At 37.9% G+C, this 12,400-nt stretch carries 9 protein-coding genes and 1 pseudogene; 6 read left to right on the top strand and 4 right to left on the bottom strand.

Annotated features, from left to right (window positions below; all coding sequences use genetic code 11):
* Nucleotides 1-67 precede the first annotated feature (67 nt).
* The gene (locus tag ESZ36_RS14490; protein WP_146789171.1) at nt 68-2,110 is read left to right on the top strand and encodes an oxidoreductase; all 2,043 of its coding nucleotides are present in this window, start codon (nt 68-70) and stop codon (nt 2,108-2,110) included.
* 125 nt (nt 2,111-2,235) lie between these two features.
* On the top strand, nt 2,236-3,564 hold the full coding sequence (gene pssA, locus ESZ36_RS14495; RefSeq protein WP_146789173.1) for a CDP-diacylglycerol--serine O-phosphatidyltransferase: 1,329 nt from the start codon (nt 2,236-2,238) through the stop codon (nt 3,562-3,564).
* Nucleotides 3,565-3,664: 100 nt separating this feature from the next.
* On the opposite strand, the gene ESZ36_RS14500 is transcribed toward pssA, so the two are convergent.
* Nucleotides 3,665-5,491, bottom strand: coding sequence for a hypothetical protein (locus tag ESZ36_RS14500; RefSeq protein WP_146789175.1), 1,827 nt, complete (start codon nt 5,489-5,491; stop codon nt 3,665-3,667).
* A gap of 430 nt (nt 5,492-5,921) precedes the next feature.
* Between ESZ36_RS14500 and ESZ36_RS14505 the strand changes: the two genes are divergently transcribed.
* Both ESZ36_RS14505 and ssb read left to right on the top strand, forming a co-directional pair.
* Nucleotides 5,922-6,317, top strand: coding sequence for an acyl-CoA thioesterase (locus tag ESZ36_RS14505; RefSeq protein WP_146789177.1), 396 nt, complete (start codon nt 5,922-5,924; stop codon nt 6,315-6,317).
* A gap of 358 nt (nt 6,318-6,675) precedes the next feature.
* On the top strand, nt 6,676-7,377 hold the full coding sequence (gene ssb, locus ESZ36_RS14510; protein ID WP_246129111.1) for a single-stranded DNA-binding protein: 702 nt from the start codon (nt 6,676-6,678) through the stop codon (nt 7,375-7,377).
* A 104-nt stretch (nt 7,378-7,481) separates the two neighbouring features.
* On the opposite strand, the gene ESZ36_RS14515 is transcribed toward ssb, so the two are convergent.
* From ESZ36_RS14515 to ESZ36_RS14525, 3 genes are all read right to left on the bottom strand, one after another.
* Complete coding sequence (locus ESZ36_RS14515; protein ID WP_146789181.1) at nt 7,482-7,880, bottom strand: acyl-CoA thioesterase; 399 nt, start codon at nt 7,878-7,880, stop codon at nt 7,482-7,484.
* 295 nt (nt 7,881-8,175) lie between these two features.
* Entirely contained in the window at nt 8,176-9,219 is a 1,044-nt protein-coding gene (locus ESZ36_RS14520) for an NADP-dependent oxidoreductase (RefSeq protein ID WP_146789183.1), read from the bottom strand.
* 132 nt (nt 9,220-9,351) lie between these two features.
* The gene (locus ESZ36_RS14525) at nt 9,352-10,041 is read right to left on the bottom strand and encodes a type 1 glutamine amidotransferase domain-containing protein (RefSeq protein WP_146789185.1); all 690 of its coding nucleotides are present in this window, start codon (nt 10,039-10,041) and stop codon (nt 9,352-9,354) included.
* Between the two features lie 149 nt (nt 10,042-10,190).
* Here ESZ36_RS14525 and ESZ36_RS14530 point away from each other — a divergent pair.
* Both ESZ36_RS14530 and ESZ36_RS14535 read left to right on the top strand, forming a co-directional pair.
* Nucleotides 10,191-11,087 (top strand): annotated as a pseudogene (locus ESZ36_RS14530) (LysR family transcriptional regulator).
* A 256-nt stretch (nt 11,088-11,343) separates the two neighbouring features.
* A complete protein-coding gene (locus tag ESZ36_RS14535; protein ID WP_146789187.1) occupies nt 11,344-12,294 on the top strand; it encodes an extracellular catalytic domain type 1 short-chain-length polyhydroxyalkanoate depolymerase in 951 nt (316 codons plus the stop codon).
* Nucleotides 12,295-12,400: the final 106 nt, after the last annotated feature.

Here is a 12,400-nt window from a genome sequence, read left to right on the forward strand (position 1 = left end):
TTTTGTCTAAATGTCAGTAAATTAATGACACTATAACAACTGGTACGACCAATAGCAGAGCATAATTATGACAACAACTGCCTACCCACATTTATTAGCGCCACTAGACCTTGGCTTTACTCAATTAGCTAACCGTGTCCTTATGGGATCCATGCATACTGGCTTAGAAGAAGAGCGTGGTGGTTTTGCAAAATTAGCTGCATTCTATCAAGCAAGAGCTAAAGGCGGTGTTGGCTTGATCGTTACCGGTGGCGTTAGCCCTAATCTACGTGGCAGAATTGCACCATTTGGCAGTGAGTTAAGTCATTTTTGGCAAGCAAATAAACACAAACAAGTAACAGATGCTGTTCATCAGTACCCAACTAAAATCTGTTTGCAATTATTACACACTGGTCGATACGCATATCATCCATTTGGTGTGGCCCCCAGTAAAATTAAATCACCTATTTCTCCTTTTACGCCAAAAGCAATGTCAGTACGTCAAATTAAATCGACCATTAAAGATTATGCTTATTCAGCCAAGTTAGCAGCTAAAGCAGGCTATGATGGTGTGGAAATCATGGGCTCTGAAGGTTACTTAATTAACCAGTTTGCTTGCTTAAGAACTAATAAACGTAGCGATGAGTGGGGCGGTAGTATTGAAAACAGAATGCGGCTAGCGATTGAAACGATTAAAGCGGTACGCGCTAAAGTGGGTGAAAAGTTTATCATCATCTTTCGTTTATCTATGTTGGATTTGGTTGAGGGTGGTAACAGTTGGGAAGAAGTTGTCACTATGGCAAAAGCGGTAGAGCAAGCTGGTGCCACACTGATTAATACAGGTATTGGTTGGCATGAAGCACGTGTGCCCACCATAGTTACTTCAGTACCTAGAGCTGCATTTACCTGGGTTACTGAAAAAATGAAAAAAGAAGTGTCTATACCACTGATCACCACTAACAGAATTAATACGCCTGAAGTTGCAGAAGAAGTTTTAGCGACTGGGCAAGCTGATATGGTGTCAATGGCGAGACCATTCCTGGCGGATGCCGACTTTGTTAATAAAGCAGCAGAGAATAAAGCCGATGAAATTAATACCTGCATTGGCTGTAATCAAGCGTGCTTAGACCACGTGTTTGCACAAAAGCGTGCCTCTTGTTTAGTCAACCCTATGGCATGTTATGAAACAGAGCTTGTTATAGAAAAAGCTAAACAAGTTAAAAAATTAGCCGTGATAGGTGCAGGACCTGCGGGATTAGCTTTTAGCGTTTATGCTGCGGAGCGAGGGCATCATGTTGAACTATTTGATAAAATTAGCGAGATAGGTGGCCAATTTAATGTCGCCAAACAAGTACCAGGTAAAGAAGAATTTTTTGAGACATTACGCTACTTTAACAAACAGATAAGTTTGCTTGATATCAAGGTACATCTTAATACTGAGCAAAGTGCAGAAAAATTAGTCGCTGCAGGTTTTGATGAAGTGGTATTAGCAACAGGTATTAAACCAAGAAAGCTTGATATTAAAGGTTTAGAGGAAGGTTATACGAGTAATAAAGTACTTACTTATTTACAAGTGCTGCGAGATAAAGTTGAGGTTGGTAACAAGGTCGCGATAATAGGTGCTGGCGGTATTGGCTTTGATGTAGCCACTTATTTATCAGAAAAATCATTAACTAATGACCCAGAAGCATGGCTTAAAAACTGGGGTGTTGATAAGCAGTATCAACAAAATGGGGCACTGCTAAGTAAACAAGATATACCTAAGCATGATCCAGCAAGGAAAATTACCTTGCTACAACGTAAAACAACCAAAGTGGGTAAAGGCTTAGGTAAAACGTCTGGCTGGGTTCATAGAGCCAATTTAGTCAAACAAGGCGTTACTATGGTGGCTGGCGCAAGTTATAAAGCCATTACTGATAAAGGCTTAGTGATTGAAGTTGATGGTAAAGAGCAGTTGCTTGAAGTTGATAATATCATTATCTGTGCAGGGCAAGAATCGAATCGAGATTTACAGCAAAAGCTACTTGATGGTGGTTTACCGGTGCATCTTATTGGTGGTGCTAATGTTGCTGCAGAACTTGATGCTAAACGTGCGATACGCCAAGCGGCAGAGTTAGCGGTGAAAATTTAGGCCTATTTGGGTTAAATCAACACCTTAATGCGAAGATAGCTGTAGTGAACCGAAGAAAAACTCTATATTTCTTCGGTTTATTATTGATATACTGTCGTGAATTAATTTTTTTTAGATAGAGCAAAGTGCAAGAAATAATTGTCGATAGTGGTGATATTGAATTCCTTACCACGCCTAAAGAATATAAGCAGCAGTTGTTGTCCCTTATTGAATACGCACGCCAGCGTATTTTTATTACTGCCTTATATCTACAAGATGATGAGGCGGGTAGAGAGATCCTCCATGCCTTATACCAAGCTAAAGCTAACTTTCCAACGATGGAGATTAACATCTTTGTTGATTTTAACCGCGGTCAACGTGGCTTAATTGGCGAAAAGGCAAGCTTAGGTAACCGTGCACTTTATTTGAAATTAGCACATGAGTATCCCCACACAGTTAATATCTATGGTGTTGCTGTTAAACGGAAAGAGGTCTTTGGGGTTTTACACCTAAAAGGCATGGTTTTCGATGAGAAGCTTTTCTATACTGGCGCAAGTATCAATGATATTTATTTGCACCAAGGTGAACGATATCGTTTAGACCGCTACTGTACTATCAATAGTGCAGCACTAGCTGATAGTTTTTGTCATTACTTATCTGATATTTTTATTGATTCAGGTTTGGCGCCACTACTTAATCAAGAATGGCTACCTGATGCCCTAGAGCAAAAGAAAAATCTGATCGCATTAAAACTTCAGCTAAAAAAGTCTCACTATAACGTTGCTCAACAACAAGGTTTTGGCCAATCAAAACTAGTGCATAATAAAGCCCTTATTACACCGTTAGTAGGTTTTGGTCGCCGTAAAAATCAGCTTAATCGAGCTACTCGTCATTTAGTGCAGAAAGCTGATGATAATATGGTGCTTTTCACTCCTTATTTTAATCTGCCTCATTCTCTTGCTAAAGATGTGATTAGAGCGCTAAAACGTGGTGTTAAAACCACTGTGGTTGTCGGCGATAAAACAGCTAATGACTTTTTTATTGGCAACGATGAAGATTTCAGTACCATCGGTATAATCCCCTACGTTTATGAGATGTTACTTAAGCGCTTTGTTAAGCGTTATCAAAATTTTATTGATCAAGGTTTATTGAATATCCATTTGTGGAAAGATAAAGATAATAGCTTTCATCTTAAAGGTTTACGCGTTGATGACCGCTACCACTTGATTACAGGCAGTAATTTAAATCCCCGTGCTTGGGCACTAGATTTAGAAAATGGCTTACTTGTTGATGATATTAATAAGCAGCTTTTACAAAAAACTGATGATGAACTGCTCGGTATTTTAGTCAATACGAGCAAAGTTTCGCATTTCTCTGATATTGATTCAGTAGAAGACTACCCTGAAAAACCTCAGAAGTTATTGAAAAAGATACGAGTTACTCAAATAGATAGAGTGTTGAAGCGATTTTTGTAGTATCCATTTGTTGAAGCAATAATCCTTTTTATTGCTCAGGATATTGCTCAGGATATTGCTCAGGATATTGTTTAAAGGTTTATGATTAATCCGTTTGGTATTAGAATGATTTTTTTGCCTGCACTCTAATTTCAAAACCATTAATCTCTGGATTATCACTTTGTGGAAAAGCAAAGTCGATATGAATGATGGGATGGTTACCGCCTGAATGTGGCGAGTGTAATCTCAAGCCAAGTCCTGTCGAACCTAACCAACCCGCCTCTATGTTTTTGACCGTAGACTCACCATAGGTTCTACCCGCATCTACAAAAGCCACAGCAGCTAAATCAAATAGTTTAAAAAGATTTATTTCAGGGTAGTATCTGATTTCAGAGGTAACCTTAATGCTATCTTGTCCGTGCTGATATTGCAGTGGAAAACCGCGTAAACCAGTATTGCCCCCCATAGTCACTGGTTGATCAATGTATTGGTTTTTACTGATAACATTGGTATTACTTAAATAAAAACCCCAGTTTTTATTTAATTGATAAAAATACTCCCCGCTAAGCCTTACCAATAAACGACTATCTCTATGTTGATAAATATCATTTGCTAGAGCTAGGTCAAGTAACAACAAAGAATTATCATGCAAGTTGAAGCCTTTTTTTACTCGCATCTTCCATACAGTCCATGCTGAGTTTTCTTTATTACCATTGCCTATGCCAAGGCTAGAGTTAAGTTGCCAACCATGGTTAAAATCCTCTATTTGGGTGATCAAGTGCACATTTGTTAGTTTTCTAAAATCTTTTTCAATATATTCAAAAGCTATCCATGGGTAGAGTAAATCTCTATCTTCGGGTTTTACATTAGTCAGAGGAGGATTGGATAAGTCGATATTTTCTTCATCAGAAAGCTCGGTGAAGGTTTCTTTATCTTGTGTTATGCCAAAACGATATCTTAGTAAGCGGTTATCACTGTTAAAATTTAGCCATGCATAACTTGCTTCTTTAAAGCTAATATCATGGCCAAATACACTTTGGTCTAGACCATTTTGAAAAATAGTATCGTTACGAGATTCTTCGTTAAAGCCTATATGATAAGCCGTTTTGGTATGAAAACTCGCAAATATCTTATGCAGAAATAAGCTACGTTGTTGACCATCATCATTATCGGCAAACCCCAACTTAACCGAGGTGTTTTGTTTTTGAAAAAGAGGGATAGTGGCTACTAGTTTGTAACCTGAGCGCTGGGCATTTCGGTATGATTCAATTTCAGTATCTATGCCTAATCCGAGTAAGTTACGCTCTTTTATACCAAAGCTATAGGTGTTTATTCCTCCCTTACGGCCAAAGCTAAGTGTTGGCATTAGGGACCAATTATCCCAAGTGGTAATGGTAATGTTTTCTACGTCTTCATCAGTGCTAACTTCTGCATCTCTAAGGTATTTACGACTACGTAAATGGCGTTCGAGTTCAGCCATATCAGCAAAAGTTTTAGTACATTTTTTGATAAAAAAATTAGCTTCATTTTCTAGCGTTATAATCTTTGTATCAATATGAATGGCATTGGCCCAACGATGTAAAAAAGTAAAACCTTCTTCATTTTTATCGAAGATTGTTTGTGGTTTGAAGATTATTTTTGGCTGACTGGTATCGCACAGTATTTTTTCGTCTGAAGACTCAATATCAGCTTGATTTAAGGATTGATTCTGGATTGAATTACCCTCTATGGCATTGACCGACCCTGAGCTACTCTCTATCTGTTCGACTGCACGTTCGGTAGCTGATACTGTGAAGCAAAAAATAGTTAATAGTAAGCCAACGACTAACAATGACAGTAGTCTAGTGAATGTATTATCTCGCCAAGTAAGTGAGATTTTATTTATAGATTTTGGCGATATGACATTACATTGTTTTATTTTTGTTATAGCTTTTAATAAAAACAGCATCGCGTACCTAAAATAAAGAAGTGATGAGTAATATGTTTATATATCACTCATTTAACTATAGCGTTAACTGCTAACTTCAACATTATTTATTTAGTGTTTTGTTCTTTTAATAGAGACAATTTTTTGCTCTTAGTGTGCTCAACCATAATTTTATTTGTTCTAATAGCAACTCAATATCATAAATAATGTCGTCTTAAGAGGTAATCATTTTCGTTAAATATATCCAAGGAAACATATACGGGTAAAGTAATGACATTAACTACTCATGTGACTCGGTGATATAAGGAAATAACAGCCAAGAAGGATAAAGTATTTTTCATTGATATCATTCTAATATTTATGAAATTTCTATAGAGTTAAGATACTATATCTTATAATTTACAGCACTTAAGCTCGTGCCGTAAAGCTAACAATCATAAAAAGGTTAATTATGTTCAGTGAAAAAATGATGCCACACTTTAGTGACACGGATGCTTTAGGCCACATTAACAATACCAAGCCACCTGTTTGGTTTGAAGGTGGACGAGCCCCTATATTTAGATTTTTCACTCCTGATTTAGACCCGAAGAAATGGCAACTTATCATTGCTAAAATAGAAGTCTCCTATCACGGACAGCTATTTTATGGTCAAGAAATTGAGATCAGAACATTCGTTAGCCGAATCGGTGGAGCCTCGTTTGATGTTTATCAAGAGCTTTGGCAGCACGGTGAAAAATGTGTATCGGGTACAGCAGCCATGGTGAATTTTGATTATGAGACGCAAAGCTCTAAAAAAATATCTGAAGACATTCGTACTCAGCTAACTGAACACTTCATTGAGTTATAATCTTCATTATTTTTGAATTTTTTCAGTTTTTTAGGTTATACCTGTTCTGAAAAATGAATCTTGATTGAGCACAGGTATAAATATTAGTGTTACCTACTAATTATCAGTGATAACAATTAATTAGTAGGCAATATCATCGCCGTGTTTATACACTGTTTTTCATATGCTATTTGGTTCGGTATTTTTAAAAGAGATTAAAATAAAATAAATGAGCTTTTAACAAAAAATCACTCGAATTTGATCGCTGCTCACTATAGAATTACCCCCTTAAACTAAATTTCAAAGACACACTTTCTTTCTATTTAAGTAGAAAAAGAAACGACGTACGTCTTAATAGCTCAATTAATAGGATATTTTCATGGCGGGTGTAAATAAAGTAATCATAGTAGGTAACTTAGGTAAAGATCCTGAGGTACGTTTTATGCCAAATGGCGGTGCAGTAGCGAATATTACTGTTGCAACGTCAGACTCATGGAAAGACAAACAAACTGGTGAGCAGAAAGAAAAAACAGAATGGCATCGTGTTGTTATGTTTGGCAAGCTTGCTGAAATTGCTGGTGAATACTTGAAAAAAGGTTCAAAAGTATATCTTGAAGGATCTTTGCAAACGCGTAAGTGGACCAACCAACAAGGTCAAGATCAATACACAACTGAAATTGTATTACAGGGCTTTAATGGCGTAATGCAAATGTTAGATGGTAAGTCGTCTCAAGGGCAGAGCGGTGGCTTCCAACAACAAGGTGGTGGATTCGCTAATCAAGGGCAGCAACAAGCTCCACAACAGTCAGGTGGATTTTCTAACCAACCAGCTCAACAAGGTGGATTTTCTAACCAAGGACAGCAAGCAAAAGCACCAGCACAACAAGGTGGCTTTGCTCCGCAACAACAAGCGCCAGCACAACAAGGTGGCTTTGCTCAACAGCAAGCACCAGCACAACAAGGTGGCTTTGCTCCTCAACAACAAGCACCAGCACAACAAGGTGGTTATCAGCAACAGCAAGCACCTAAAGTGAACCCACAAGAACCATCAATTGATTTTGATGATGATATCCCGTTCTAGGCTTCCGGTTGTTATTTTTGTAAAGACAAAATAAAGTAAGTTATATAAGGCCCCGTTAATACGGGGTTTTTTTATGCTTGTTTAAAAAATTTAGGTTGAACATTCTAATTAATTAAGTGCATATGTAGTTTTTGTATAAAATCTTTAGAAATAGGACGTGACTCTCGAGCGATAAAGTCATAATGAACCATCACGGCTGTTCCTGAAACATGTTTAATACCGTTTTGCCATGCCTCTTGGTATATATCAAGCGAGCTTGTACCGATGCGAGAAATATATGTTTTTATTTGAACATCATAATCAAACAAAAGTGGCAAATGAAACTCGATAGTACTTTTTGCTAAAGTTAATCCCCACTGATTAAGGTTTAAATTAAAATCAGGACTAAATAGCCTAAAAATGGGGTTTCTTGCACCTTCGAACCATTGTGGAATAACCGTATTATTAATGTGTCCAAGAGCATCTGTTTCGCCGACACGCGGCTTTATTATTTCATAAAACATATTTTACCTAATAACTGGAAATCTAAGCTGAAAGCATTAAATATATTACATGCCTGTTCGAGATAATATACCCACATATTATGATGGTAATTATTTAATCTATATTAACCTAAACTATTCGAAAAAATAGCTTTATTGTGTTCTTTCCTCGCTTAATTTCAATAAGTACAATATTTTTAAAAACTCGATTAAAACGAGTGAAAAATAAAAACATAAAACCCAGCATAATTGCTGGGTTTTTGTTTTTATGGGGCTTATACCTAACGGATCAATAAATTAGTCCGATTGGTATTAGTTAAGCTAAGTCATCAGGGCCAACACGAACCACTAACTTGCCAAAGTTTTTGCCTTCTAGCAGGCCAATAAAGGACGATATGCTGTTTTCTAAGCCTTCTACTCTGTGTTCTTTGTATTTGATCTTTCCTTCGCTAAGCCATGTCATCATCGCTTTGTTAAATTCGCCATAACGATGGCCATAATCATCAAATACGATGAAACCTTGCATTTTAGCTCGCTTAACCAATAATGTGCCCATTAATAAAGATAAACGATCAGGACCGTCAGGTAATTCAGTAGCATTATATTGTGAAATAAGACCGCATACAGGAATACGTGACTTAGGATTAAGTAGCGGTAATACCGCATCAAAGACTTTGCCGCCAACATTTTCAAAGTAAACGTCAATACCGTCAGTACAGGTTTTTGCCAGTAGGGCAGCTAATTCATCACTGTGATGATCTAAGCAGGCATCAAAACCAAGAGTATCAACGGCATATTGGCATTTCTCAGTACCACCCGCTATACCAATCACTTTACAGCCTTGTATTTTAGCAATTTGCCCAACTAAACTACCTACAGCACCTGTTGCTGCTGCGACGACAACTGTCTCACCAGCTTTTGGTTGGCCAATATCTAATAATCCCATATATGCCGTTAATCCCGGCATACCTAGCACTCCTAGCGCATAAGATGGGTTTGAAATATTATTACCTAACTTAAGTAAGTCAACGCCATTGGATATGCTGTAATCCTGCCAACCACCGAAAGAGACAACCCAATCCCCTTGTTGGTAATCAGCGTGTTTTGACTCTTCTACTCTACAAACAGTGCCACCAACCATTACCTCATTTAATGCTACGGGATCGGCGTAAGATTTTGCATCATTCATGCGTCCCCTCATATAAGGGTCTAATGAAAGATATACCGTACGTAATAATACTTCACCCTGTTGTGGAATAGGTTTGGCTGTTTTTGCTAGTGTAAAGTTGTCATGAGTTGGCGCGCCAAAAGGACGAGATGCTAATAATATTTGTCGATTTACTACTTTGTCTTGATTCATTAATAATTCTCTTGTTATGACGTAGATTTACATAGCCAGTGTAGAAGTAAATAAAAGCTATGTAGTTAAATAGTCGGCACTTAGTTTATTAAAATAACTCTCTTAATAAACTAAGTGCTAAAGGCGTTGTTGTTAGCTATTTAACTGTCTAATTAACTTTTCGGCGACCAAGGCTGAACTTGCTGGGTTTTGTCCTGAAATGATCAAGCCATCTTGCACAGCAAATGCATGCCAATCTTCAACTTTTTGATAGTCAGCACCGCGTTTAATGAGCTCATCTTCGAGTAAAAAAGGCACAATATCGGTTAGCTGAACAGCTTCTTCTTCAGTGTTGGTAAAACCTGAAACAGCTTTACCCTTAACTGCATACTCGCCGTTACTATCTTTAACGTTTAATAAAGCTGCACTAGCATGACAAACAGCTGCAACAGGCTTGCTCGCGGCAATAAACTGTTCAATCAATTGGATGGAATTGGTATTGTCAGTTAAGTCCCATAAAGGGCCATGTCCGCCAGGGTAAAATACCCCGTCAAAATCTTCACTGTTGATTTGTGCTAAAACCTGAGTATTTGCGATAAGGTTTTGGCTATCGGCATCCTCGAAATAACGTTTGGTTGCTAGTGTTTGGAAATCATCTAATTCACTGGTTGGATCGATTGGCGCTTGTCCTCCTGCAGGAGAAGCTAAGGTAACGTTTATGCCCGCATCTTTAAACGCGTAATAAGGGGCTGCAAACTCTTCTACCCAAAAGCCTGTTTTCTTTCCAGTGTCACCTAATTCAGCGTGTGATGTTAATACCATTAATATGTTTTTAGTTTGCATTGTAAACCTAAATATTTTAATTATTGCCAAGGGTGTTTCATTGACGATAAGTGTAGTTGAGTAGAGCTAAGCTAACAATGCAGATTATATAGACTTCTTTGTTTCAATAAATGATACAATAGGTGCATTATCATCTTGATAGGTTAACGATGAATATTTCTTTTGAACAATTAAAAAGTATGGTTGTTTTTGCCCAAGTGATTGAGCAGGGCACGCTAAGTGGTGCAGCCAAGCATATTGGGCTATCTCGTGCTGTGGTGAGTTACCATATAAAAAAACTTGAAGCTCAATTAGGCATAAAGCTATTGAATCGTTCTACTCGAACTATTTCAGCCACCTAAGCGGGGCTTGAGTATTATCAGTATTGCCGTGTGATCGCAGAGCAAGCATCAGCGGCTAATCGACAGATTGAAAACCTTAAACATGAGCCGGTCGGTTTATTAAAGATTACGTGTCCAGTTAATGTTGGCTTGCAAACTATTGTTCCAGCGCTTAATGAGTTTCGTACCATTTATCCCAAAATTGAACTTGATGTCATGCTTACGGATGAAGTGGTAAATATTATCAAAGAAGGCATAGATTTAGCCATTCGTGGTGCGCCTTTAGCCGATTCAGGCCTACAAGCAGCAAAGCTATCAACACTCAGTACTTGCCTTTGTGGCTCGCCAGCATACTTTGAAAAATTCGGTTTTCCTCAACATCCAACGGAGCTAAATAAACATCAATGGGTGTTATATAAGCTAACTGCGGGCTCGCTTGAACTAACCAAAGGTAGTCGTTCTTTTAGTATCGAAATGAAAGGCACAATCAGCACAAATAACGCTGCAGCAAGAACCGCTTTTGTTGAAGGAGGTCATGGCTTGGGTCGTATTCCTGTTTATGATGCTAAATCTCGAATCAAAGCAGGAAAGCTACTCTCAATACTTGATGATTATGATATGAGGGACATTCATGTTTATGGCGTATTTCCTCCAGGGAATGCCGAGTCGAAGAAGTTACGCCTGTTAATAGATTTTTTGAAAGCATACTTTTTAAAGAATCAATAAGTAGAGTAATGTTTACTCGTTTTTTTTCAGCGATAGCTTAAGAAAAATTCAACTAGCCGAACTGGTGTAACCCTAAGTGCGGATGGGCTATCTACGGCAGTTTAGTTAGTCACTTTGTTTGCTATCTCGTTAGTTAAATTAAGATCTCTCACCTACTGAACTATTCAGTTAATTCTTCGTTGGCACTAAAGTACCATACAGAGCTACATGGCATTGCGCCATTATTGTCATACGACAAAATCTGAAGATTGATACTATGTTACTTAAAATAAAGCCGCTTTTGTGGACGCTCTTATACGGAGTTAGCTGTTCCGCGCTTGCTACTTCTCAACCGTTAGTCAACTTTCAGCCTCTAACGCATTTTGGTGATAACCCTGGTGATTTAACAGCAAGTTACTTTCAACCGACAAAGCAAACTAAATCCCTTGTAGTATTTTTACACGGATGCGTGCAGCAAGGTGAAGCCTTAGCGAAACAGAGTGGCTTTGTTTCGCTTGCTAAACAACATAATTTCACTCTGTTACTACCACAGCAAAGTAAAAAAAATAATGTTACTTCCTGTTTTAACTGGTTCTCAGAGCAAGATAGCGGTAAGGATCAAGGGGAAGTATTGTCGATCAAAAATATGATCCTCACACTAAAAGCGCAGTCAAAATTTGAAGATGTATTTATTGCAGGTCTTTCTGCTGGCGGTGCTATGACTAGCGCGTTATTAGTTCACTACCCTGAGCTATTCTCTGCTGGCGCTGTTATTGCGGGTTTACCTTATCCTTGCGCTAATAATTTAGCTAAAGCCATTTCCTGTATGAGAAATGGCCCTTCACAGTCCTCAAAGGAACTAGCTAGCTTAGCAAAGCAAGGTAACGAAGCCGTTAAAAAATGGCCGAGGCTTATTGTCATCACGGGCAGTAAAGATAAAGTTGTTAACCCTAAAAATTCCCACAGCTTGGCTTTGCAGTGGTCAAAGCTTTCAGAAAATTCGTTGAAACCTAGTAAAACCTCACTAGCAGATTATCAGCAAACGCTTTGGCAAAATAACGAAGAGTCTGTGCAAGTTAAGCTTGTTGAAGTCAATGAAATTGGCCACGGTTTAAGCGTTAATTCTAGTTACAAAAATAGAGATGCGAGTGCGGACTTTTTATATGAATCTTCGCTCGACAGCGCTATGAATATCATCGAATTTTGGTGGGTAAAAGATAAAAGTTGATAATATTCAGTCACTAACCTCTATGGTACTATAGTACAAATTAACTTTGTCTAGTTTTGTTATAGAGTTTAAACATCAGTAAAAACATCAAAAAAAATCTTAAAAC

It is taken from the genome of Colwellia demingiae, from assembly GCF_007954275.1.
GTDB classification, from domain to species: domain Bacteria; phylum Pseudomonadota; class Gammaproteobacteria; order Enterobacterales; family Alteromonadaceae; genus Colwellia; species Colwellia demingiae.